Annotated in this window: 19 protein-coding genes; 12 read left to right on the top strand and 7 right to left on the bottom strand. The window is 73.1% G+C overall.

The window, feature by feature from the left end; genetic code table 11:
• Window positions 1–2 precede the first annotated feature (2 nt).
• From WQO_RS07990 to lgt, 9 genes are all read left to right on the top strand, one after another.
• Complete coding sequence (locus WQO_RS07990; RefSeq protein ID WP_010064527.1) at window positions 3–677, top strand: TIGR02234 family membrane protein; 675 nt, start codon at window positions 3–5, stop codon at window positions 675–677.
• Between the two features lie 112 nt (window positions 678–789).
• Complete coding sequence (locus WQO_RS07985; RefSeq protein WP_010064526.1) at window positions 790–1,041, top strand: HGxxPAAW family protein; 252 nt, start codon at window positions 790–792, stop codon at window positions 1,039–1,041.
• 357 nt (window positions 1,042–1,398) lie between these two features.
• The gene (locus WQO_RS36720) at window positions 1,399–1,836 is read left to right on the top strand and encodes a DUF2752 domain-containing protein (protein WP_010064525.1); all 438 of its coding nucleotides are present in this window, start codon (window positions 1,399–1,401) and stop codon (window positions 1,834–1,836) included.
• Between the two features lie 116 nt (window positions 1,837–1,952).
• Window positions 1,953–2,762 (top strand): indole-3-glycerol phosphate synthase TrpC, encoded by an 810-nt coding sequence (trpC, locus tag WQO_RS07975; protein ID WP_010064524.1) that lies wholly within the window; start codon window positions 1,953–1,955, stop codon window positions 2,760–2,762.
• A gap of 19 nt (window positions 2,763–2,781) precedes the next feature.
• A complete protein-coding gene (gene trpM / locus WQO_RS37265; protein ID WP_073821455.1) occupies window positions 2,782–2,994 on the top strand; it encodes a tryptophan biosynthesis modulator TrpM in 213 nt (70 codons plus the stop codon).
• Window positions 2,995–3,138: 144 nt separating this feature from the next.
• On the top strand, window positions 3,139–4,425 hold the full coding sequence (gene trpB / locus WQO_RS07970; protein ID WP_010064523.1) for a tryptophan synthase subunit beta: 1,287 nt from the start codon (window positions 3,139–3,141) through the stop codon (window positions 4,423–4,425).
• Window positions 4,422–5,234 carry a tryptophan synthase subunit alpha gene (gene trpA, locus WQO_RS07965; protein WP_010064522.1) on the top strand — a complete coding sequence of 271 codons (813 nt, stop codon included), beginning with the start codon at window positions 4,422–4,424 and terminating at the stop codon, window positions 5,232–5,234. The genes trpB and trpA overlap by 4 nt, the downstream gene beginning before the upstream one ends.
• 75 nt (window positions 5,235–5,309) lie before the next feature.
• Window positions 5,310–6,260 carry a DsbA family protein gene (locus WQO_RS07960; protein ID WP_058953914.1) on the top strand — a complete coding sequence of 317 codons (951 nt, stop codon included), beginning with the start codon at window positions 5,310–5,312 and terminating at the stop codon, window positions 6,258–6,260.
• Between the two features lie 108 nt (window positions 6,261–6,368).
• Window positions 6,369–7,346, top strand: a complete 978-nt coding sequence (gene lgt, locus WQO_RS07955) for a prolipoprotein diacylglyceryl transferase (protein WP_010064520.1) — start codon at window positions 6,369–6,371, stop codon at window positions 7,344–7,346.
• A gap of 51 nt (window positions 7,347–7,397) precedes the next feature.
• Here the strand turns inward: lgt and WQO_RS07950 are convergent, their stop codons facing one another.
• Genes WQO_RS07950 through WQO_RS07920 form a run of 7 tightly spaced genes read right to left on the bottom strand, consistent with a single transcriptional unit; the run spans window position 7,398 to window position 15,295 of the window.
• Window positions 7,398–8,267 carry an HpcH/HpaI aldolase/citrate lyase family protein gene (locus WQO_RS07950; protein ID WP_010064518.1) on the bottom strand — a complete coding sequence of 290 codons (870 nt, stop codon included), beginning with the start codon at window positions 8,265–8,267 and terminating at the stop codon, window positions 7,398–7,400.
• The gene (locus WQO_RS07945; RefSeq protein WP_010064516.1) at window positions 8,264–9,460 is read right to left on the bottom strand and encodes a CaiB/BaiF CoA transferase family protein; all 1,197 of its coding nucleotides are present in this window, start codon (window positions 9,458–9,460) and stop codon (window positions 8,264–8,266) included. Before WQO_RS07945 ends, WQO_RS07950 begins: the two co-directional genes overlap by 4 nt.
• Window positions 9,457–10,347: a ribokinase gene (gene rbsK, locus WQO_RS07940; protein WP_010064515.1), complete on the bottom strand. Its 891-nt coding sequence runs from the start codon at window positions 10,345–10,347 to the stop codon at window positions 9,457–9,459. Before rbsK ends, WQO_RS07945 begins: the two co-directional genes overlap by 4 nt.
• Entirely contained in the window at window positions 10,344–11,795 is a 1,452-nt protein-coding gene (locus tag WQO_RS07935) for an ADP-ribosylglycohydrolase family protein (RefSeq protein WP_010064514.1), read from the bottom strand. The genes rbsK and WQO_RS07935 overlap by 4 nt, the downstream gene beginning before the upstream one ends.
• Entirely contained in the window at window positions 11,792–12,985 is a 1,194-nt protein-coding gene (locus WQO_RS07930; RefSeq protein ID WP_010064513.1) for an ADP-ribosylglycohydrolase family protein, read from the bottom strand. Before WQO_RS07930 ends, WQO_RS07935 begins: the two co-directional genes overlap by 4 nt.
• Window positions 12,912–14,210 carry an ADP-ribosylglycohydrolase family protein gene (locus tag WQO_RS07925; RefSeq protein ID WP_058953913.1) on the bottom strand — a complete coding sequence of 433 codons (1,299 nt, stop codon included), beginning with the start codon at window positions 14,208–14,210 and terminating at the stop codon, window positions 12,912–12,914. The genes WQO_RS07930 and WQO_RS07925 overlap by 74 nt, the downstream gene beginning before the upstream one ends.
• Window positions 14,207–15,295: an ADP-ribosylglycohydrolase family protein gene (locus tag WQO_RS07920; RefSeq protein ID WP_010064511.1), complete on the bottom strand. Its 1,089-nt coding sequence runs from the start codon at window positions 15,293–15,295 to the stop codon at window positions 14,207–14,209. Before WQO_RS07920 ends, WQO_RS07925 begins: the two co-directional genes overlap by 4 nt.
• 272 nt (window positions 15,296–15,567) lie before the next feature.
• Between WQO_RS07920 and WQO_RS07915 the strand changes: the two genes are divergently transcribed.
• The 3 genes from WQO_RS07915 to WQO_RS07905 all read left to right on the top strand — a co-directional run bounded on the left by WQO_RS07915 (window position 15,568) and on the right by WQO_RS07905 (window position 22,798).
• Window positions 15,568–16,299, top strand: a complete 732-nt coding sequence (locus WQO_RS07915) for a VIT1/CCC1 transporter family protein (RefSeq protein ID WP_010064510.1) — start codon at window positions 15,568–15,570, stop codon at window positions 16,297–16,299.
• Between the two features lie 486 nt (window positions 16,300–16,785).
• Window positions 16,786–21,345, top strand: a complete 4,560-nt coding sequence (gene gltB, locus WQO_RS07910) for a glutamate synthase large subunit (protein ID WP_058953912.1) — start codon at window positions 16,786–16,788, stop codon at window positions 21,343–21,345.
• Window positions 21,338–22,798 carry a glutamate synthase subunit beta gene (locus WQO_RS07905; protein WP_010064506.1) on the top strand — a complete coding sequence of 487 codons (1,461 nt, stop codon included), beginning with the start codon at window positions 21,338–21,340 and terminating at the stop codon, window positions 22,796–22,798. Before gltB ends, WQO_RS07905 begins: the two co-directional genes overlap by 8 nt.
• Window positions 22,799–22,917: the final 119 nt, after the last annotated feature.

The raw sequence follows: 22,917 nt of genomic DNA, 5'->3' as shown, positions 1-22,917 counted from the left end.
TAGTGGAGGGCGTGAGTGCTGTTCCCGTACCCCAGCCCCGTGCCCGCACCGCCGACTCCGCGTCCGGCGCCGCGCCCGACTCCGCGGGGAGTCGCCGCTCCCTCGCGGCCGGTCTGCTCCTGGGCGCGGTGGGCGCGACCGTCGTCCTCCTCGCCTCCGGGCAGACCTGGGCCGAGGGCCAGGCGGCCACCGGCGGCGGCGCGCTGCCGCTGACCGCCGACGGCCGGGACGTCACGGGCGCCCCCGCCGCCCTCGCCATCGTCGGGCTCGCCGCCCTCGTCGCCGTCTTCGCCGTACGCGGCGCGGGCCGCCGGATCGTCGCCGCGCTGCTGGCCCTCAGCGGCCTCGGCGCCACCCTCAGCGCCTGGGCCGGCGCCTCCGACAGCACGGCCCTCGACGAGGAGGCGGCCAGGACCACCGGTGACGCGGCGGCCACCATCCACGCCCTCAGCCATACCGCCTGGCCCTACGTCACCGCCGTCGGCGGTCTGCTGATCCTGCTCGCCGGGCTCCTCGCCCTGCGCTATGGCAGCCGCTGGCCCGCCATGTCCGGAAAGTACGAGCGCGACGGCACCCCCCGCCCCGGCAAGGCGCCCCGCACCGCCCCCGACCCGGACCGGCCCGAGGACCTGTGGAAGGCCCTGGACCGAGGCGAGGACCCGACGCGCGAGGCGTGACCCCCACGCTCACCCCCGGCGGCCCCGTACGGGACAATGGAACCGAGCCGTCCCCCGGGCGGCGGCCCATCTACCGCGTCACCCACAGCGCAACACCAACGAGGAGCAACTCATGGCGGGCACGAGCCACGGACACACCCCGGCCGCCTGGACCGGTGCCATCATCACGTTGATCGGCTTCTGCGTCGCAGGCGTCTTCATGGTCGCGGCCAACCCGCTCGGTTTCTGGGTCGGCGTCGCCGTGATCTTCGCCGGCGGACTCGTGGGCCTCGCCATGCGGGCCGCCGGTCTCGGCGCGCAGAAGGAGTCGGCCGAGATGGTCGAGGCCCGGGCGCGCGCCGGGCGGGCGCAGATCTCCCACTGATCCGGCCGCCGGACCGTCCCGGCGACCGACACGCAGACAGGCGCAGCCCCGGTGGGGCTGCGCCTTTTCGCGTCGTCGGGGGACAATCGGCGGGTGGACGCCTCGCCTACCCCCGCCGCAGCCCAGCCCCCGGACCCCGACCCCCAGGGCGTCGGCCCCTGGAACATGCCCCTGACGGTCTGCCCGACGCCGGACGCCCCAGCCCGTCCGGCGGACATTCCAGCCCGTCCGGCGTTTGAGGACGGAACCATTGCCACGGGGACCCCGGACATTCCAGCCCGTCCGGCGATTGAGGACGGAACCCTCGGCGGGGAGAGCCCGCAGCTCACAGGGCCCTTGGGCGAAGGAGCCCAGCAGGTGCCCGCACCCCACGGCCCCGGTTCCGTCCTCAAACGCCGGACAGGCTGGAAAAGGCTCGGCACGCCCCTGGGCATCCTCGCCGCCGTCACCGGCGCCTTCGCCTACGTCGGCACCGTCGACCCCAACGAGCCCGGCCACTACCCCGTCTGCCCGCTGCTCCAGCTGACCGGCGTCTTCTGCCCCGGCTGCGGCGGCCTCCGCAGCGCTCACGCCTTCATCACCGGCGACCTCGGCGCGGCCTTCTCAGCCAACGCGATCGCCACGGCCGGCTACTTCCTCTTCGCCGCCGTCTGGGTCCTCTGGCTGGTCCGCGCCTGGCGCGGAAAGCCCCTGCGGATCGCCCTGGCACCCGCCTGGTGGTGGGGCGTGGGCGCCGTCCTGCTGATCTTCACCGTCGTCCGGAATCTGCCGTTCGGCTCGGCGCTGGCCCCCTGAAATGCCCAGGTAGTGGGACGCGGCGTGGCCGGATGCGAGCCCTGGGCGCTCCTGCGGATACCATCGGTACGGCTGATCCTGTTCCCTATTCACCGTTCCGGAAGGGGGCCGCTCGCGTGAGTGTGCTCGACGAGATCATCGACGGCGTTCGCGCCGACCTCGCGGAGCGACAGGCGCGCGTCAGCCTCGACGAGCTGAAGGAGCGCGCCGCCCGCGCCCCCCAGGCCAAGGACGGAGTCGCCGCCCTGCGCGGCGAGGGCGTCACCGTCATCTGCGAGGTCAAGCGCTCGTCGCCCTCCAAGGGGGCCCTGGCCGCCATCGCCGACCCGGCCGCGCTCGCCGCGGACTACGAGGCCGGCGGCGCGTCCGTCATCTCGGTCCTCACCGAGGAGCGCCGCTTCGGCGGCTCGCTCGCCGACCTGGAGGCCGTCCGCGCCAAGGTCGACACGCCGATCCTCCGCAAGGACTTCATCGTCACCTCGTACCAGCTGTGGGAGGCCCGCGCCTACGGCGCCGACCTCGCCCTGCTGATCGTCGCCGCCCTCGACCAGGAGGCCCTGGTCTCCCTGATCGAGCGCGCCGAGTCGATCGGGCTCACCCCGCTCGTCGAGGCGCACGACGAGGAGGAGGCGGAGCGCGCCGTGGACGCCGGAGCCAAGATCATCGGTGTCAACGCGCGCAACCTGAAGGACCTCAAGGTCGACCGCTCCACCTTCGAGCGGGTCGCCCCCGAGATCCCCGACCACATCGTCAAGGTCGCCGAGTCCGGCGTCCGCGGCCCGCACGACCTGATCGCGTACGCCAACGCCGGCGCCGACGCCGTCCTGGTCGGCGAGTCCCTGGTCACCGGCCGCGACCCGCGCGCCGCCGTCGCCGACCTCGTCGCCGCGGGCGCCCACCCGGCGCTCCGCCACGGCCGCGGCTGACCCGGGGACGACAGCGACCATGACCGGACGTCCCGTGCCCCGCACCCGACCGGGCCTCGCCCCGGCCGGGGCTCCGGCGCGGGACCCGCACGCCCCGCTGGCGCGCGGCTGCCGCCCTCGTGGCTGCCGTGCCCCCGCCCGGCGTGTGCACGGACGGCGTGTGCGGTACGTCATCGGGGACGAGCCCGGTCAGGTCAACGGCATGCGATGGCGCCCGGGGTCCGCGCAGTAGGCGAGCCCCGGCCGACGTACCGCAGTACCCGCAGTACCTCCGTACGTACGACCGCGTCACCGTGACCGCACGCCGGTTCCGGTGGCGCCCGCCGCTCCGCGCATACGGTGAACCCACCCGTTGCCATGCCAAGGAGCACGTCGCATGACGTCCGAGTTCTTCATTCCGGACCCCGAGGGTCTGATCCCCAGCGCCGAAGGCTATTTCGGCGCGTACGGCGGCAAGTTCATCCCGGAGGCGCTCGTCGCCGCCGTGGACGAGGTCGCCGTCGAGTACGACAAGGCCAAGGCCGACCCGGCGTTCGCCGCCGAGCTCAACGAGCTGATGGTGAACTACACCGGCCGCCCCAGCGCCCTGACCGAGGTCCCGCGCTTCGCCGAGCACGCGGGCGGCGCCCGGATCTTCCTCAAGCGCGAGGACCTCAACCACACCGGCTCGCACAAGATCAACAACGTGCTGGGCCAGGCGCTCCTCACCAAGCGCATGGGCAAGACCCGTGTCATCGCCGAGACCGGAGCCGGCCAGCACGGCGTCGCCACCGCGACCGCCTGCGCCCTCTTCGGCCTCGAGTGCACCATCTACATGGGCGAGATCGACACCGAGCGCCAGGCCCTGAACGTGGCCCGGATGCGTATGCTCGGCGCCGAGGTCGTCGCCGTGAAGTCCGGCTCGCGGACCCTGAAGGACGCCATCAACGAGGCGTTCCGCGACTGGGTCGCCAACGTGGACCGTACGCACTACCTCTTCGGCACGGTCGCGGGCCCGCACCCCTTCCCCGCGATGGTCCGCGACTTCCACCGGGTCATCGGCGTCGAGGCCCGCCGCCAGCTCCTGGAGCGCGCGGGCCGCCTCCCCGACGCGGCGGTCGCCTGTGTCGGCGGCGGCTCCAACGCCATCGGCCTCTTCCACGCCTTCATCCCCGACGAGGGCGTCCGCCTGGTCGGCTGCGAGCCCGCCGGGCACGGCGTGGAGACCGGCGAGCACGCGGCGACCCTGACCGCGGGGGAGCCGGGCATCCTGCACGGTTCGCGCTCCTACGTCCTCCAGGACGACGAGGGTCAGATCACCGAGCCGTACTCCATCTCGGCCGGGCTCGACTACCCGGGCATCGGCCCCGAGCACTCCTACCTCAAGGACGTCGGGCGCGGCGAGTACCGCGCGGTCACCGACGACGCGGCCATGCAGGCCCTGCGCCTGCTGTCCCGCACCGAGGGCATCATCCCGGCCATCGAGAGCGCCCACGCGCTCGCCGGGGCCCTGGACCTCGGCAAGGAGCTGGGCAGGGACGGGCTGATCCTCGTCAACCTGTCCGGCCGCGGTGACAAGGACATGGACACCGCCGCCCGCTACTTCGGGCTCTACGACACCGACGCCGTCGTCGAGGCGGACGCCGACAGCGACCGCGCCGAGATCGAGGGGGACGCCAAGTGAGCGGCAACATCGAGCTGTTGAACACCACCCTGGCCGCCGCGAAGGCCGCGGACCGGGCGGCGCTCATCGCCTACCTCCCGGCGGGCTTCCCGACCGTCGACGGCGGCATCGAAGCGGTCAAGGCCGTCGTCGCGGGCGGCGCGGACGTCGTCGAGGTCGGCCTCCCGCACAGCGACCCGGTCCTGGACGGGCCGGTCATCCAGACCGCCGACGACATCGCCCTGCGCGGCGGCGTCCGGATCGCCGACGTGATGCGCACGGTCCGCGAGGCGTACGAGGCCACCGGCGTCCCGATCCTCGTCATGACGTACTGGAACCCCATCGACCGCTACGGCGTCGAGCGCTTCACCGCCGAGCTGGCCGAGGCGGGCGGCGCCGGGTGCATCCTGCCCGACCTGCCGGTCCAGGAGTCCGCGCTGTGGCGCGAGCACGCCGACAAGCACGGCCTGGCCACCGTGTTCGTCGTCGCCCCCAGCAGCCAGGACGCCCGCCTCGCCACCATCACGGCGGCCGGCAGCGGCTTCGTCTACGCCGCGTCCCTGATGGGCGTCACCGGAACCCGCGCCTCCGTCGGCGCCCAGGCCCAGGACCTGGTGGGACGCACCCGCGCCACCACCGACCTGCCGGTCTGCGTCGGCCTCGGCGTCTCCAACGCGGCGCAGGCCGCCGAGGTCGCCGGATTCGCCGACGGCGTGATCGTCGGCTCGGCTTTCGTCAAGGCGATGCTGGACGCCCCCGACGAGGCCGCCGGCCTCGCCGCCGTCCGCTCCCTGGCGGGCGAACTGGCCGAAGGTGTTCGAAAGCGCTGAGCCCGTGAACCACCCGAATGGGTGGATTGTGGACCGGGGAGGCGCGGAGGTGCCTCCCCGGTTCGTTCCCCGGGTGTGAGCGACAAGATCCCTGAGGGAAACAGAAGCGCGCGCGAGCGCCTGGCCCAGCAGCGCGAGCGGGAGAAGGGGCGCGAGAAGCGCCGCCGGACGCTGATCGTCGCCTCGGCGGTGGTCGGGGTGCTCGGCCTGGCCGCCGTGGTCGGCCTGATCGCGGCCAACGCGGGCAAGGACGACGGCGGCGACTCCGCCTCAGGACCGGCGGTCGCCCCGTCCGGCGCGATCGGCGAGGCCGCCCTGACCCTGCCGGTCGGCGCGGCCGACGCCCCGTCCACCCTCACGATCTGGGAGGACTTCCGCTGCCCGGTCTGCGCCCAGTTCGAGACGGCCTTCCGGGACACGATCACCGAGCTGGCCGACGACGGCCAGATCCGGGTGGAGTATCACCTGGCCACCATCATCGACGGCAATCTCGGCGGCACCGGATCGCTGCGCGCCGCCAACGCCGCCGCCTGCGCCCAGGACGTCGGCAAGTTCGCCCCGTACCACGACGTCCTCTTCAGCAACCAGCCTCCCGAGCCGGACGACGCCTTCGCGAAGAACAGCCGGCTGATCGAGCTGGCCGGCGAGGTCGAGGGGCTCGACACACCGGGCTTCCGCAGCTGTGTGGAGGACGGCGAGCACGACAGCTGGGTGAAGAAGTCCGACACGGCGTTCCGCGAGGGCGGCTTCCAGGGCACGCCGACGGTGCTGCTCAACGGGGAGTCCGTCTTCCCGGGCAAGGGCGACGAGCAGATCTCCCCGGAGAACCTGAAGAAGTGGGTCGCCGAGGCCAACAAGGGCAAGAAGCCGGGCAGCGCCTCCCCGGCCGAAGGGTCCACGACACCGTCCGCCCCGGCCGAAGGGTCCACGACACCGTCCGCCCCGGCCGACGGTTCCGCCGCCCCGTCCGGCCCGGCCGAAGGGGCCTCCACCCCGGTCGCGCCCTCGTCCGCCGCCGGTTCCTGACCGGAGCCCCCGGCGGTGTCCGGCCCCGCGTGACGCGGTCCCTGTTACCCAGACGTTGCCGGGTGGCTTGCCGTACCCACCGCCCGGCAAGGTAGCGTCGACCTCGCCATGAATCTTGCCTCCATTCCCAGTCCGTCGACCGGCGTGATCGAGCTCGGCCCGATCCCGCTCCGCGGCTACGCGTTCTGCATCATCATCGGTGTCTTCGTCGCCGTCTGGTTCGGCAACAAGCGCTGGATCGCCCGGGGCGGCAAAGCCGGCACGGTGGCCGACATCGCCGTCTGGGCGGTGCCCTTCGGCCTCGTCGGCGGACGGCTCTACCACGTGATCACCGACTACCAGCTGTATTTCAGCGAGGGTGAGAACTGGGTCGACGCCTTCAAGATCTGGGAGGGCGGCCTCGGTATCTGGGGCGCCATCGCCTTCGGTGCCGTCGGCGCGTGGATCGGCTGCCGCCGCCGGGGCATCCCGCTGCCCGCCTGGGCCGACGCGCTGGCCCCGGGCATCGCCTTCGCGCAGGCCATCGGCCGCTGGGGCAACTGGTTCAACCAGGAGCTGTACGGCAAGCCCACCGACCTCCCCTGGGCGGTGGAGATCAGCGAGGGCGCGAACCGGGTCGCCGGGACCTACCACCCGACCTTCCTGTACGAGTCGCTGTGGTGCATCGGTGTGGCGCTGCTGGTCATCTGGGCCGACCGCCGCTTCACGCTCGGCCACGGACGGGCGTTCGCGCTGTACGTCGCCGCCTACTGCGCCGGTCGTGCCTGGATCGAGTACATGCGCGTCGACGAGGCCCACCACATCCTGGGTCTCCGCCTGAACGTGTGGACCGCGATCATCGTCTTCGTCCTCGCCGTCGTCTACATCGTGGTCTCCGCGAAGCTGCGTCCGGGCCGCGAGGAGATCGTCGAGCCCGACCGGGACACCACTCCCGGGAAGGACTCCGACCAGGACGGCTCAGCGAAGGCGGACGCCGACGCGAAGGACGCCGCAGACGCCGACGCGCAGAAGGACCCGCTCAGCAAGGACGAGCCGGGCAAGGGCCGTACCGCCGAGAGCACCGAAGCGGCGGCCGAGAAGGGCTGACCCCCCGCGCCCTCCCCGCACACCTCCCCCTCGCCGGGCGGGCCCGCAGTCTCAGGCCCGCCCGGCGAGCGCGATCGTACGGCGGGCGGACGCCACCACCGCCGCGTCCACGAACCGCCCGTCCGGCAGCGCCAGCGCCCCCGCCTCCACCGCCGAGGCCGCGACGATCTGCTCGGCCGCCTCGATCTCCTCGGCCGTCGGCCGGAACGCCCGCTCGATCACCTCCAGCTGGCGCGGATGGATCGCCGCCCGCCCCAGCATCCCGAGCGCCCGCCCCCGCCCGCACGAGGCCCACAGCCCGTCCAGGTCCTGGACGTCCGGGAACACCGACTGCACCGGCGGAGGCAGCGCCGCCGCCCGGGCCGCCACCACGACCCGGCTGCGCGGCCAGTCAAGACCGGCGTCCTCCCGTACGCCCAGATCGGCCCGGAGGTCCGCCTCGCCCAGGGCGATGCCCCGTACCGCGTGATGCGCCGAGGCGATCGAGTACGCGTGCTCGATCGCGAGCGCCGACTCCAGCAGCGGATACAGCGGTACGCCGGGGGCCACGGCCGCCACATGGTGCACCGAGACCGCATGGGTGATCTTCGGCAGCCGGAACGCCGCCAGGCCCGGCAGCCCCGCGAGCGCCCGGATGTCGTCCTCGCCGTGCACCCGGACATGGACCGGTACGGCGTCGGGGGCGGCGGTCACCTGGTCGCCGAGGAGTTCGGCGGTGGCGGAGCGCGCGTACTCCTTACGGTCCGGGGCGACGGCGTCCTCCAGGTCGACGATCACCACGTCCGCCCCGGAGCCGAGCGCCTTTGCCACCACCTCCGGCCGGTCCCCGGGCACGTACAGCCAGGTCAGCGGCGGCCGGCACGGGTCGTTTTGCGGGTGGTCCTCCGGCAGCGGCGGGAAGGGCGTGGCGCAGCCGGTCACAGCGCCCCCTGGTCCCGCAGCGCCGCGATCCGGGTCTCCGAGAGGCCGAGCCCGGCCAGGATCTCCTCGGTGTCCGCGCCGTGCGGGCGGCCCGCCCACCGGATACCGCCGGGGGTCTCCGAGAGCCGGAAGAGCACGTTCTGCATCCGCAGCGGCCCCAGCTCCGGGTCGTCGACCTCGGCGATCGTGCCCAGCGCCCGGTACTGCGGGTCCTCCATCACCTCCCGTACGTCATGGATCGGCGCGACCGCCGCCTCCGCCTTCTCGAAGCCGTTCAGCACCTCCTCGCGGCTGTGCCGGGAGATCCAGTGGCCGACCGCCCCGTCCAGCTCCTCGGTGTGCTCGGCCCGGGTGGTGCCCGCGCCGAACCAGGGCTCGTCGATCAGGTCCGGCCGGCCCACCAGGCGCATCACCCGCTCCGCGACGGACTGGGCGGAGGTGGAGACCGCGACCCAGTGGCCGTCGGCGGTGCGGTAGGTGTTGCGCGGGGCGTTGTTGCGGGAGCGGTTGCCGGTGCGCGGCTGGACGTAGCCGAGCTGGTCGTACCAGAGCGGCTGCGGGCCCAGCACGGTCAGGATCGGCTCGATGATCGCCAGGTCCACCACCTGCCCCTCGCCGGTCTTCTCCCGCCCGGCGAGCGCCGCCATCACCGCGTACGCCGTCGCCAGCGCCGCGATGGAGTCCGCGAGCCCGAACGGCGGCAGCGTCGGCGGCCCGTCCGGCTCCCCGGTGATCGCCGCGAACCCGCTCATCGCCTCGGCCAGCGTCCCGAAGCCGGGTCGGTGCGCGTACGGCCCCGACTGGCCGAAGCCGGTGACCCGGGCCAGGACAAGACGCGGGTTGACGGCGTGCAGCTCCTCGGGGCCGAGCCCCCATCGCTCCAGCGTCCCGGGCCGGAAGTTCTCGACGATGACGTCGGTCTCGGCAGCCAGTTGCAGGAGCACGTCCCGGCCTCCGGGCGCCGACAGGTCGAGCGTCAGGGTGCGCTTGTTGCGGCCGAGCAGCTTCCACCACAGGCCGACCCCGTCCTTGGCGGGCCCGTGCCCGCGCGAGGGGTCCGGCTTACGGGGGTGCTCGACCTTGATCACATCGGCGCCGAAGTCCCCGAGCATGGTGGCGGCGAGGGGGCCGGCGAAGAGGGTGGCCAGGTCGATGACCTTCAGCCCGGTCAGGGGTCCCGCTGTCGTGCTCATACGGCATCGGCCTCGATCTCGCTGCGGTAGGGCATGGAGGTGGACGCGCCGGGTTTCTGGACGCAGAGCGCGGCGGCGGCGGACGCGAACGCCACGGCCCCGGCCACCGGCCGCCCCTCGCCGAGCGCCACGGCCAGCGCCCCGACGAAGGTGTCCCCGGCCCCGGTGGTGTCGACGGCGGTCACCGAAGGGGCCTCGAAGAGCACCGGCTCGCCGCCCCGGGCGGCGTACAGACAGCCCTTCGCGCCGAGCGTGACGATGACCTCGGGCACCCGGCGCAGCAGGATCTGGGCGGCGGCGTGCGGTTCGTCCTGCCCGGACAGCTCGGCGGCCTCGTGCTCGTTCGGCACCAACAGGTCGATGTGGTCGAGGAGTTCGTCGGGCAGGGGCTGCACGGGAGCGGGGGTGAGGATGGTCCGCACGCCCTGGGCCCGGGCCGCGCGGGCGCCCTCGACGACGGCGGACAGGGGGAGTTCGAGCTGCATGAGGAGGATCTCGGACGCGGCGATCGCCGCGATCTCCCCGGGGCCGAGCGTGGTGACGACGCCGTTCGCCCCCGGGACCACCACGATCGCGTTGGAGCCGGTGTCGTCGACGACGATGTGCGCGGTGCCGCTGGGGCCCTCGGCGGTGTGCAGGAGGTCGGTGTCGACGCCTGCGTGTTCGAGGCCCTCGCGCAGCTGCGCCCCGTACGCGTCGTCACCGACCGCGCCGATCATCATCACCTCGCCCCCCGCGCGGGCGGCGGCGACGGCCTGGTTGGCGCCCTTGCCGCCGGGGATCGTCCGGAACTCCCGTCCGGTGACGGTCTCACCGCGCCCGGGGGCGCGGGCCGTGTAGGCGACGAGGTCCATGTTGGTGCTGCCGAGCACCGCGATGCGGGTCATGGGCGCAGAGCCTCCTGGTGGGTCAGTGCGGCGAGGGTGTCGAAACCGGCCCGGTCGAAGCCGGGTACGGAGGTGGCGAGCCGGTTCTTCAGGGGGGCGGTCCAGTGGTGGGGCAGGGCGTCCGGCCCGCCCGCCAGCAGTCCGGCCAGCGATCCGGCGGTGGCCCCGTTGGAGTCGGTGTCCCAGCCGCCGGAGACCGCGTTGCCGATCGACCGGGTGAAGTCGCCGTCGGCGTGGGTGAGGGCGGCGGCCAGCAGCGCGGCGTTGGGCAGCACGTGCACCCAGTGGTGGGTGTCGGCGTAGACGGCGTGCAGCCGGTCCACGACGACGTCGAACTCCCCTTCCGTGCGCGCGGTTTCGATGCCGAGCCGGACCGCGCGGGCGTACCGCGAATGCGGCGGCACCACCCGCAGACCGGCCGCCAGGCAGCCGTGCACATCGCTCTCGCCCCCGGCCGCGACGGCGAGCGCGGCGGCGGTGAACATCGCGCCGTACACCCCGTTGCCGGTATGGGTGAGGACCGCGTCCCGGTGCGCCTGGGCGGCGGCCCCGGCCGGGTCGCCGGGGTGGGTCCAGCCGTGCACGTCGGCCCGGATCTGCGCGCCGATCCACTCCCGGAACGGGTTGCGGCGGCGGGCGGTCTCCGGGGGTTCGACGCCCGCCAGGAGGTTGCCGTACGCGATGCGCTCGGCGGTGAAGGTGCGCCCGGCCGGAAGCTCGTCCAGCCAGAGCCGGGCCAGGTCGGCGGTGGTGAAGGAGCGCCCGTGACGCTGCAGCAACAGCAGGGTGAGCAGCGGGTAGTTGAGGTCGTCGTCCTCCGGCATGCCGTCGATGTTCTCGGCGAGGGATGTGGGGGCCGAGCGGCGGTTCCAGGGGTGGGCGGCGAGCAGCTCGGCGGGCACGCCGCGGGCCGTGAACCAGGTGGAGAGCGGCCAGTTGCCGGCTGCGCGGGCCAGGGCGCGGATGCCGGTCAGCGGCAGCTTCTCCACCGGCTTGCCCAGCAGGCAGCCTGCCGCCCGGCCGAGCCAGGCGGCGTGCAGTGGGGAGGGGGTGACGGCGGGCGTCCGGCCCCGGCCGGCGGGCTGTCTGTCCTGGCTGGGCGTTCGGTCTCCGACGGCGAGCGCGGCCCCGGGCGGCCCCGGCCAGTGCGGGCAGGCGGCCACGATCGCGTCCAGGTCGGTCGGCTCATCGGAGGCCAACGGCGCATCCAGCGCGGCGAGTTCATCCAGCAGCTCACCGGCCAGCGTCCGCAGCCGGGCCGGTGCGGGCGGCTCGGACGTGCCCGCGCGGTCCGGGGCGGGGGAGCCCCCGGCCGCGTACCACCGCTCCTCGATCTCCCGGGCGTCCCGGCCGTCCTGCGCGGCCTGCCGCAGCTCGTGCCCGACCAGATCCTCGGGCTGCACCCAGGTGAGGCGGACGCGTGGGTCCCGGGGCGGGGCGGCGCTCACCTCTCACCGGCCAGCGCGGTGAACGCCTCCTCGTGGGCCGCGCGCCGCTCCAGGTCGCGGGCGAAGACTTCCCGGGCCACCTGCGCCAGCGCCCGGGCCGGGGTGTGCAGATCCAGACGGCTCGCCTCCGCCACCCTCTCCGCCCAGTCGGCCGGGACCTCACCGCCCAGCGCGCCCACGATCGCCCCGCTCATCGTGGCGATGGAGTCGCAGTCCCGGCCGTAGTTCACCGAACCCAGCACTGTACGCCGGTAGTCGCCGCCCCCGACCAGCAACATCCCCAGGGCGACGGGCAGTTCCTCGATGGCGTGCAGCCGGGAGGGGCGGCGGGCGCCGAGTGCGGGGGAACGGTAGTCGGGGCCGACCGTGTCGAAGGGCTCCACGGCCGCCCGCAGCGGGGTGAGCGCGGACTCGAAGTCGTCGTGCTGCAGGGCGGCTTCGCAGACCGCCTCGATCGCGGAGCGGGTGCCGTCCTTGGCGAGCGCGAGGGCGGCGTCGACCACCGTGGCGGGGGTCGCGTCCGGGTGGCAGGCGGCGGCGACGGCGGCCGCGAAGACCCCGGCGGCCTCCCGCCCGTACGAGGACTGGTGCGGGGCCGCCACCTCCAGCGCCTCGGTGTAAGCGGCCTCCGGGTGCCCGGCGTTGACCAGGCCGACCGGGGCCATGTACATCGCCGCACCGCAGTTGACGATGTTGCCCGCCCCGGCCTCGCGCGGGTCCATGTGCCCGTAGTGCAGCCGGGCCACGATCCACTTCTCGGCCAGGAAGATCCGCTGGAGGGGGAGCGCCTCGGCCTCCAGCTCCGGGATCCAGCGGGGCGAGAGCAGATCCGGTACCAGATGGTCGGCGACGGCGTACGCGTCGAGGTGGTCGCGGACCTGCTCGTAGACCCGGATCAGGGCGTGGGTCATCAAGGTGTCGTCGGTGACGTGGCCGTCGCCCTTGTGGTACGGCGCGATGGGGCGGGCGGTGCGCCAGTCCTCGCCGTACCAGGGTCCGACGATCCCGGTCACCCGGCCGCCGTGGCGCTCGGAGATCTGCTCGGGGGTCCAGCCCTCGACCGGACCGCCGAGCGCGTCTCCGACGGCCGCGCCGACGAGGGCCCGGGTGAAGCGGTCATCGAGTCCGGGGGCGGAGGGAGAGGTCTGCGGGGTCGAGGCGGCCGGAGCTGTGGCCGTTGTGGGCGTCATGTCGGAATTGTCCACCCGGGAGGGCTGGTTCCGTGGCTGCCAGCAGCCCGGCGAGTTCGATCAGGTCGGTGCCCGCGAGCCGGGGCAGCGCGCAGCCCGCGAGCGTCCGGCAGGCCTCGCGCCAGCCCGCCGGTACGGCGGTGACCGAGCCGATCGCCCCGGTCAGCGCCCCGGCCAGGGCGGGCGCGGAGTCGGCGACCCGGGAGAGGCAGGCGGCGGCCGGGATGGCCTGGGCGATCTCGCCCCGGGCGGCGGTGGTGAGGGCGAGGGCTACGGGGACGGTCTCGGCCGCCGCGATCCCGTAGCTGTAGACGTGGTCGACGATCTGGTGCTCCAGGACCGGGACCAGGGCGAACGCCCCGGCCGGCTCGTCCGCGAACTCCCGGGCCAGGCGGACCGCGTGCACGGCGTTGCGGGCGATCTCGGTGCCGTCGGGGAGCCGGTCGAGAGCGGCGTTCACCACGGCGTCGACGTCCGCCCCGGCCAGCGCCACGGCGATCGCGGCGGCCACGGCCCGGGCCCCGTGCACCCCGTCGCCGTCCTGGGTGTACCGGGCGTCGAACTCCGCGAGCGCCGCGGCCTCCGCCGGATCGCCCGGGTGGACCACGGCGAGCACGGCCGCCCGGACGCAGGCGGCGTCGTCGAAGTAGTGCGGGTTGTCGTGCCCGGTGGCGGGCGGCCGCAGCCCGGCGGCGAGGTTGCCGAGCCCGGCCCGTACCGAGATCCGGGCCCGCAGCGGAAGGACGGCCGCCTCGACCTCGGGGGCCCGGGCGCTGGCGGCGGCGACGGTGGCGGCGAGCGCGTTCCAGGCCCGGTCGACCGCGTCCCGCATCCGGCGGCCGGGCGGGAGGCCGTCCGCCTCGTCGGCGGCTGCCGCGAGCACCGTACGGGCGGCGAACGCGGCCCACTCGGCGTCGTCGGACGGGCCGCGCCGCAGCGGCTCGGGCGGCTGGTTGAGGGCGATGGGCACGGGGAGCGTGGTGGTGGCGTTCTGCTCGGCGAAGGTGTCCAGCTCCCGGGTGAGCCGCCGGGTCCACTCGGGCATCCGGGCCGCCCGATGCCGCGCGGCGGGCCACCCGGCGGCGTCCCCGGCGGCCAGCCCGAGCAACAGCCCTTCGATCCGGGCACGCCGGGAGGGGGCGGGGGAGTGGGAGGTTTCCGTACCCGGTCGGGTGACCCCCGGGCTTCCGGTGGGCCCTGCCGTCGTCTCGCCCGTCGTCGTCATCGCCGCTCCTCCCGCCCCGGCTCGAAGGACGCCGCCACCGACGCCATGTCCCGTACGGCCGAAGGTTCGCGGCCGCCGCCCCGCTCCCGCGTCGCCCCCGCCTCCGGGTCGTCCGGGGTCAGGAGCTCCGCGATGTCCAGCACGTGGTAGCCGCGCATCGAGGGCAGGCAGCTGCCCCGGACCGGGCCGATCGCGCTCGCCCAGTCCGGCGGGATGGCGCTCTCCCCGTGCAGCGCCCCGGCCAGCGCCCCCGCCACCGCCGCCGTCGTATCGGCGTCCCGGCCCATGTTGACCGCCGTCAGCACCGCCGCCGGGAAGTCCCCGCGCGCCGCCGTGAACGCCCCGAAGGCCAGGCCCACCGCCTCCGGCGCGAGGTCCGTCCACGGGTAGCCGGCGATCACCACCGCCGAGCGCACCGCCCGTTCCATCGTGAGGCGGTCGGGGTAGGGGCGCTGGGCCGCCGTCACCGCCCGGCGCAGCGAGCGGGCCGTCCAGGAGTCCATCGGGACCACCGAGAGCGCGGCCGCGATCACCGAGGCGAGGCCCGAGCCGACCATGGCCGCCGCGACCCCGGCCGCCACGGCCTGGCCTCCGTAGATCCCCTCGCCCTCGTGGCTGACCCGGCCGTCCACCGCGACCAGCCGGGCCGCCTCGGCCGGGCGGCCCGCCGCGAACACCCCGAAGGGCGCCGCCCGCATCGCGAGCCCGTCGCTCCAGGCGTGCCGGTGCTGGGCCGAGATCGGTGCCGCCAGGCCCCGGCGCAGGTTCTCCAGCGTGCCGCGCTCGCTGAACCCGGCCCCCCGGAACGGGCCCTCGTCGAGATCGGCGATCCAGTGGTGCCAGGCCCGCTCCACATGGGTGACGTCGAGCGCGGAGCCGTGCCGGGCCAGCAGCAGCCCGGAGAAGATCGCGTACTCCGTGTCGTCGGTGCCCGCCGGGTCGTCGCTCACGAACCCCTCGATCCGCCCCCAGCGGCGGCGGATCTCGGAGGGCCGCAGGTTCTCCGCCGGGGCGCCGAGCGCGTCCCCGACCGCCAGTCCCAGCAGTGCGCCCCTGGCCCGGTCATGGCCGATGGCCGTGTTCATCGCGTCGCCCTTCCGTATCTCCGGCGGGTCCGAGCCCGAGTCGGACCGGGTCCGTTTCCGGGCCCTGTCCGCATCTGTCCCCCGTGGAGCGCGAAGGGAGGCGGAAATCGCCGGGAAAGGAGCCAGGCGGATGACGGCCGAGGAAGCTGAGGCTGGCCTTTCTTCGCAGGTCAGAGCGGGTGTAGGGCAGCCTTTCCTTGCTGGCGGCGAACCCCCGGACGGCGTACCTTGGACTTTATCGAAAGTTGTACACAGTAGGGGAGAAGCACGTCGTGGCCATCATCGAGACGGACGCCGTTCTGCACGAGGCGCACCGGGACAACCACACCCACCGGGATGTCAACGGTGGCTGGCTGCGTCCCGCCGTCTTCGGTGCGATGGACGGCCTGGTCTCCAATCTCGCCCTGATGACCGGTGTCGCCGGCGGCGCCGTCTCCCAGCAGACCATCGTGATCACCGGGCTCGCGGGTCTGGCCGCCGGGGCCTTCTCCATGGCGGCCGGCGAATACACCTCCGTCGCCTCCCAGCGCGAACTGGTCGAGGCCGAGCTGGACGTCGAGCGCCGCGAACTCCGTAAGCACCCCAAGGACGAGATGGCCGAGCTGGCCGCGCTCTACGAGTCCCGGGGTGTGGACGCCCCACTGGCCCGCGAGGTCGCCCGGCAGCTGTCGCGCGACCCGGAGCAGGCGCTGGAGATCCACGCCCGCGAGGAGCTCGGTATCGACCCCGGCGACCTGCCCTCGCCGCTGGTGGCCGCCGTCTCGTCGTTCGGCGCGTTCGCGCTGGGCGCCCTGCTGCCCGTCCTGCCCTACCTCCTCGGCGCGAGCGCGCTGTGGCCCGCCGTGCTGCTCGCGCTCATCGGCCTCTTCGCCTGCGGCGCGGTCGTGGCCCGGGTGACGGCCCGCAGCTGGTGGTTCAGCGGTCTGCGCCAGCTGGCCCTCGGTGGTGCGGCGGCCGCGATGACGTACGGGCTCGGCACCCTGTTCGGCGTCGCCGTCGGGTGATCCGTGCGGGCTGGCGGCCCGGCGGGGTGACCCCCGCACGCCGCACACGGCCCGGTGAACGGCGTAACCGGGCCGCCCGAACGGCGCAACCGCCCCGCAACGCGTGTGACGTACGTCTTGGCGCCGCCCACTGGGCGTGATGGGCTCCACAGTCGTAAAATGAGACGCTATGCAGGGCTACACATAAGTAGCCGTTACTCGGTGGTTTCGTTTCCCGTGCCGCCGGGCATGAGCCGTAGGCACCGCAGGCAACGACGCCTGCTCTCTGCGACTCCCCGGGCGCCGATCGTTCCGACAGCGGCCCACCTCCTGGTCAACCGGTCACCTCTGGTCACCCAGTCACTTCCGGTCACCACGGTGTCCGTATGCTGGAACAAGCCTTCCGCTTCTTGAGAAGCGCCCCATCATGTAACCTGCACGAAATTTCGCAGAGGGCCAACGTCGTCCCTCGGCACCGCAAATGCCACGACGACGACGGGAGAGCCGATGCGTATCGACGCCTGGTCGCCCATGGACGGTCGCCCCGCCCAGCAGGGGATGTACGACCCCCGTAACGAGCACGACGCCTGTGGCGTCGGGTTCGTGGCCACTCTGACCGGTGTGGCCAGCCATGAGCTGGTCGAGCAGGCGCTGACCGTACTGCGCAACCTCGAACACCGCGGCGCCACCGGCTCCGAGCCCGACTCCGGCGACGGCGCCGGCATTCTCTGTCAGGTCCCGGACGCCTTCCTGCGCGCCGAGACCCCCTTTGAGCTTCCCGAGGCCGGCTCGTATGCCGTGGGCATCGCCTTCCTCCCCGCCGACGACTCCACCGAGGCCGTCCGCACGATCGAGAAGATCGCGACCCAGGAGGGCCTGAAGGTCCTCGGCTGGCGCGACGTCCCGGTCACCCCCGAACTTCTCGGCAACGGCGCCCGCGCCACCATGCCCACCTTCCGCCAGGTCTTCGTCGCCGACGGCGAGTCCACCGGCATCGTCCTGGACCGCAAGGCGTTCGTCCTGCGCAAGCGTGCCGAGCGTGAGGCCGGGGTGTACTTCCCCTCGCTCTCCGCCCGCACCCTCGTCTACAAGGGCATGCTCACCACCGGCCAGCTGGAGCCGTTCTTCCCGGACCTCTCCGACCGCCGCTTCGCCTCCACGGTCGCCCTGGTCCACTCCCGGTTCTCCACGAACACCTTCCCGAGCTGGCCGCTGGCCCACCCGTACCGCTTCGTCGCGCACAACGGCGAGATCAACACGGTCAAGGGCAACCGCAACTGGATGAAGGCCCGCGAGTCCCAGCTCGCCTCCAGCCTCTTCGGCCAGGCGCAGCTCGACCGGATCTTCCCCGTCTGCACCCCGGACGCCTCCGACTCCGCCTCCTTCGACGAGGTCCTGGAGCTGCTCCACCTCGGCGGCCGCTCGCTGCCGCACGCCGTGCTGATGATGGTCCCCGAGGCGTGGGAGAACCACGACTCGATGGACCCGGCCCGGCGCGCCTTCTACCAGTACCACTCCGCGATGATGGAGCCCTGGGACGGCCCGGCCTGCGTCACCTTCACCGACGGCGTCCAGGTCGGCGCGGTCCTCGACCGCAACGGTCTGCGCCCCGGCCGCTACTGGGTCACCGACGACGGCCTCGTCGTCCTCTCCTCCGAGGTCGGCGTCCTCGACATCGACCCGGCCAAGGTCGTCCGCAAGGGCCGCCTCCAGCCCGGCCGGATGTTCCTCGTCGACACCGCCGAGCACCGCATCATCGAGGACGACGAGATCAAGGCGTCCCTCGCCGCCGAGCAGCCCTACCAGGAGTGGCTGGAGACCGGCGAGATCGAGCTGAGCGACCTGCCCGAGCGTGAGCACATCGTGCACACCCACGCCTCGGTCACCCGCCGCCAGCAGACCTTCGGCTACACCGAGGAAGAGCTGCGCGTCATCCTCGCGCCGATGGCCCGCACCGCCGGTGAGCCGCTCGGCTCCATGGGCACCGACTCGCCGATCGCCGCGCTCTCCGAGCGCCCCCGGCTGCTCTTCGACTACTTCACCCAGCTCTTCGCCCAGGTCACCAACCCGCCGCTGGACGCCATCCGCGAGGAGCTCGTCACCTCGCTGCGCTCCTCGCTCGGCCCCCAGGGCAACATCCTGGAGCCGACCGCCGCCGCGGCCCGCAGCGTCACGCTGCCCTTCCCGGTGATCGACAACGACGAGCTCGCCAAGCTGATACACATCAACGCCGACGGCGACATGCCGGGCATGCGGGCCGCCACCCTCTCCGGTCTCTACCGGGTCAGCGGCGGCGGCGACGCGCTCGCCGCGCGGCTGGAGCAGATCTGCACCGAGGTCGACGCCGCCATAGAGGACGGCGCCCGCCTCATCGTCCTCTCCGACCGGCACTCCGACGCCGAGCACGCGCCGATCCCCTCGCTGCTGCTCACCTCCGCCGTCCACCACCACCTCATCCGCACCAAGCAGCGCACCCAGGTGGGCCTGCTGGTGGAGGCCGGGGACGTCCGCGAGGTCCACCACGTCGCGCTGCTCATCGGCTACGGCGCCGCCGCGGTCAACCCGTACCTCGCCATGGAGTCCGTCGAGGACCTGGTCCGCGCCGGGACGTTCATCGAGAACATCGAGGCCGAGCAGGCCATCCGGAACCTGATCTACGCGCTCGGCAAGGGCGTCCTGAAGGTCATGTCCAAGATGGGCATCTCCACCGTCGCCTCCTACCGCGGAGCCCAGGTCTTCGAGGCCGTCGGCCTCGACGAGGAGTTCGTCGCCACGTACTTCAACGGCACCGCCACCAAGATCGGCGGCGCCGGCCTGAACGTCATCGCCAAGGAGGTCGCCGCCCGGCACACCAAGGCGTACCCCGCCTCCGGCATCGCGGCCTCCCACCGCGCGCTGGAGATCGGCGGCGAGTACCAGTGGCGGCGCGAGGGTGAACCGCACCTGTTCGACCCGGAGACGGTCTTCCGCCTCCAGCACGCCACCCGCAACCGGCGCTACGACATCTTCAAGCAGTACACGGACCGGGTGAACGAGCAGTCCGAGCGCCTCATGACGCTCCGCGGCCTCTTCGGCTTCACCTCCGGCCGGGCCCCGATCTCCATCGACGAGGTCGAGCCCGCCTCCGAGATCGTCAAGCGCTTCTCCACCGGCGCCATGTCGTACGGCTCCATCTCCCGCGAGGCCCACGAGACCCTCGCCATCGCGATGAACCAGCTCGGCGGCAAGTCCAACACCGGCGAGGGCGGCGAGGACCCGGACCGCCTGTACGACCCGGAGCGCCGCTCCTCCATCAAGCAGGTCGCCTCCGGCCGCTTCGGTGTGACCAGCGAATACCTGGTCAACGCGGACGACATCCAGATCAAGATGGCCCAGGGCGCCAAGCCCGGCGAGGGCGGCCAGCTGCCCGGCCACAAGGTCTACCCGTGGGTCGCCAAGACGCGTCACTCGACGCCCGGCGTCGGCCTCATCTCGCCGCCGCCGCATCACGACATCTACTCCATCGAAGACCTCGCGCAGCTGATCCACGACCTCAAGAACGCCAACCCCGTGGCACGCATCCACGTGAAGCTGGTCTCCGAGGTCGGCGTCGGCACGGTCGCCGCCGGTGTCTCCAAGGCCCACGCGGACGTCGTCCTCATCTCCGGCCACGACGGCGGAACGGGCGCCTCGCCGCTCACCTCGCTCAAGCACGCGGGCGGCCCCTGGGAGCTCGGCCTCGCCGAGACCCAGCAGACCCTGCTGCTCAACGGCCTGCGCGACCGCATCGTCGTGCAGACCGACGGCCAGCTCAAGACCGGCCGCGACGTCGTCATCGCCGCGCTGCTCGGCGCCGAGGAGTTCGGTTTCGCGACCGCGCCGCTCGTCGTCTCCGGCTGCGTCATGATGCGCGTCTGCCACCTGGACACCTGCCCGGTCGGCATCGCCACCCAGAACCCGGTGCTCCGCGACCGGTTCTCCGGCAAGGCCGAGTACGTCGTCAACTTCTTCGAGTTCATCGCCGAAGAGGTCCGCGAACTCCTCGCCGAGCTGGGCTTCCGCTCCATCGAGGAGGCCGTCGGCCACGCCGAACTCCTCGACACCGACCGGGCCGTCTCCCACTGGAAGGCGCAGGGCCTGGACCTGGCTCCGCTCTTCTACGTCCCCGAGCTGCCCGAGGGCGCGGTCCGCCACCGCATCGTCGAGCAGGACCACGGTCTGACGAAGGCGCTCGACAACCAGCTCATCAAGCTGGCCGCCGACGCGCTGGGCGCGACAAGCCCCGAGGCCGCCCGGCCGGTCCGCGCCCAGGTCGCGATCCGCAACATCAACCGGACCGTCGGCACGATGCTCGGCCACGAGGTGACCAAGAAGTTCGGCGGCCCGGGCCTGCCCGAGGACACCATCGACATCACGTTCACCGGCTCGGCCGGCCAGTCCTTCGGCGCGTTCGTTCCGCGCGGCATCACCCTGCGCCTGGAGGGCGACGCCAACGACTACGTCGGCAAGGGCCTCTCCGGCGGCCGCGTCATCGTCCGCCCGGACCGGGGCGCCGACCACCTCGCCGAGTACTCCACCATCGCCGGCAACACCATCGGCTACGGCGCGACCGGCGGCGAGATCTTCCTCCGCGGCCGCACCGGCGAACGCTTCTGCGTCCGCAACTCCGGGGCCCTCGTCGTCTCCGAAGGCGTCGGCGACCACGGCTGCGAGTACATGACCGGCGGCCATGCCGTCGTCCTCGGCGAGACCGGCCGCAACTTCGCCGCCGGTATGTCGGGCGGTGTCGCGTACGTCATCGACCTGAACCGCGACAACGTCAACGTCGGCAACCTCGGCGCGGTCGAGGAGCTGGACGACACCGACAGGCAGTGGCTGCACGACGTCGTGCGCCGCCACCAGGAGGAGACCGGCTCCACCGTCGCAGAAAAGCTTCTTGCCGAGTGGGACACCGCCGTGACCCGCTTCAGCAAGATCATCCCGTCCACGTACAAGGCAGTGCTCGCCGCCAAGGACGCCGCTGAGCTCGCCGGTCTCTCCGAGCAGGAGACCACCGAGAAGATGATGGAGGCGGCGACCCATGGCTGACCCCAAGGGCTTCCTGACCACCGGACGCGAGGTCGCCCAGACCCGCCCCGTGGCAGAGCGCGTCAAGGACTGGAACGAGGTCTACGTTCCGGGCTCGCTGCTCCCGATCATCAGCAAGCAGGCCGGCCGCTGCATGGACTGCGGTATCCCGTTCTGCCACAACGGCTGTCCGCTCGGAAACCTCATCCCCGAGTGGAACGACTACGCCTACCGCGAGGACTGGACCGCCGCCTCCGAACGGCTGCACGCCACGAACAACTTCCCGGAGTTCACCGGGCGGCTGTGCCCGGCCCCCTGCGAGTCGGCGTGCGTGCTCGGCATCAACCAGCCCGCCGTGACCATCAAGAACGTCGAGGTCTCCATCATCGACAAGGCGTGGGACAGCGGCGACGTCACCCCGCAGCCGCCCGAGCGCCTCTCCGGCAAGACCGTCGCGGTCATCGGCTCGGGACCGGCGGGACTCGCCGCCGCCCAGCAGCTGACCCGGGCCGGCCACACCGTCGTCGTCTACGAGCGCGCGGACCGCATCGGGGGCCTGCTGCGCTACGGCATCCCCGAGTTCAAGATGGAGAAGTCGCACATCAACCGCCGCATCGAGCAGATGCGCCTGGAGGGCACCAAGTTCCGTACGGGGGTGGAGATCGGCCAGGACATCGACGCCGCCAAGCTCCGCCGCCGCTACGACGCGGTCGTCATCGCGGCCGGTGCCACCGTCTCCCGCGACCTGCCGGTCCCCGGCCGTGAGCTGAACGGCGTCCACTTCGCCATGGAGTACCTGCCGCTCGCCAACAAGGTGCAGGAGGGCGACCTCACCGTTCCCCCGATCACCGCCGAGGGCAAGCACGTCGTCGTCATCGGCGGCGGCGACACCGGTGCCGACTGCGTGGGCACCGCCCACCGCCAGGGCGCGGCCTCCGTCACCCAGCTGGAGATCATGCCGAAGCCGGGCGAGGAGCGGAATCCGGGTCAGCCGTGGCCGACCTTCCCGATGCTCTACAAGGTCACCTCCGCGCACGAGGAGGGCGGCGAGCGGGTCTACTCCGTCTCCACCACCCACTTCGAGGGCGACGAGGACGGCAACGTCCAGGCCCTCCACCTGATCGAGGTGGAGTTCAAGGACGGTAAGCTGGAGCAGAAGCCCGGCACGGAGCGGCGCATCCCCGCGCAGCTCGTCACCCTCGCCATGGGCTTCACCGGAACCGACCAGTCCAACGGTCTGGTCCAGCAGTTCGGCCTGGAGCTCGACCAGCGCGGCAACGTCGCCCGCGACGAGAGCTACGCGACCAACGTCGACGGCGTCTACGTCGCCGGAGACGCGGGCCGCGGCCAGTCGCTGATCGTCTGGGCGATCGCCGAGGGCCGCTCCGCCGCCCGCGGAGTCGACCGCTTCCTGACCGGGACCAGCGCCCTGCCGGCCCCCATCCGCCCGACGGACCGGTCCCTGCTGGTCTGAGCACCACCCGGGTTCCCCCTGGGCCACGCGGCCCGGGGGCACCCCCTTGATACGTCCCGTACAACGGCGTACGGAACTGAACGCGGCGCCCGCCTGTCCCCGACCGGACTCAGTGGGCG

Source organism: Streptomyces globisporus C-1027 (assembly GCF_000261345.2).
GTDB lineage: Bacteria > Actinomycetota > Actinomycetes > Streptomycetales > Streptomycetaceae > Streptomyces > Streptomyces pakalii.
The sequence above is the reverse complement of the archived record's forward strand: the minus strand, read 5'-3'. Positions and strand labels throughout refer to the sequence as shown.

Coding starts and splice junctions, on each gene's coding strand:
- WQO_RS07985 (WP_010064526.1), top strand. CDS start 790: ATGGCGGGCACGAGCCACGGACACACCCCGGCCGCCTGGACCGGTGCC.
- trpM (WP_073821455.1), top strand. CDS start 2,782: ATGACCGGACGTCCCGTGCCCCGCACCCGACCGGGCCTCGCCCCGGCC.
- trpB (WP_010064523.1), top strand. CDS start 3,139: ATGACGTCCGAGTTCTTCATTCCGGACCCCGAGGGTCTGATCCCCAGC.
- lgt (WP_010064520.1), top strand. CDS start 6,369: ATGAATCTTGCCTCCATTCCCAGTCCGTCGACCGGCGTGATCGAGCTC.
- WQO_RS07945 (WP_010064516.1), bottom strand. CDS start 9,460: ATGAGCACGACAGCGGGACCCCTGACCGGGCTGAAGGTCATCGACCTG.
- rbsK (WP_010064515.1), bottom strand. CDS start 10,347: ATGACCCGCATCGCGGTGCTCGGCAGCACCAACATGGACCTCGTCGCC.
- WQO_RS07930 (WP_010064513.1), bottom strand. CDS start 12,985: ATGACGCCCACAACGGCCACAGCTCCGGCCGCCTCGACCCCGCAGACC.
- WQO_RS07925 (WP_058953913.1), bottom strand. CDS start 14,210: ATGACGACGACGGGCGAGACGACGGCAGGGCCCACCGGAAGCCCGGGG.
- WQO_RS07920 (WP_010064511.1), bottom strand. CDS start 15,295: ATGAACACGGCCATCGGCCATGACCGGGCCAGGGGCGCACTGCTGGGA.
- gltB (WP_058953912.1), top strand. CDS start 16,786: ATGCGTATCGACGCCTGGTCGCCCATGGACGGTCGCCCCGCCCAGCAG.
- WQO_RS07905 (WP_010064506.1), top strand. CDS start 21,338: ATGGCTGACCCCAAGGGCTTCCTGACCACCGGACGCGAGGTCGCCCAG.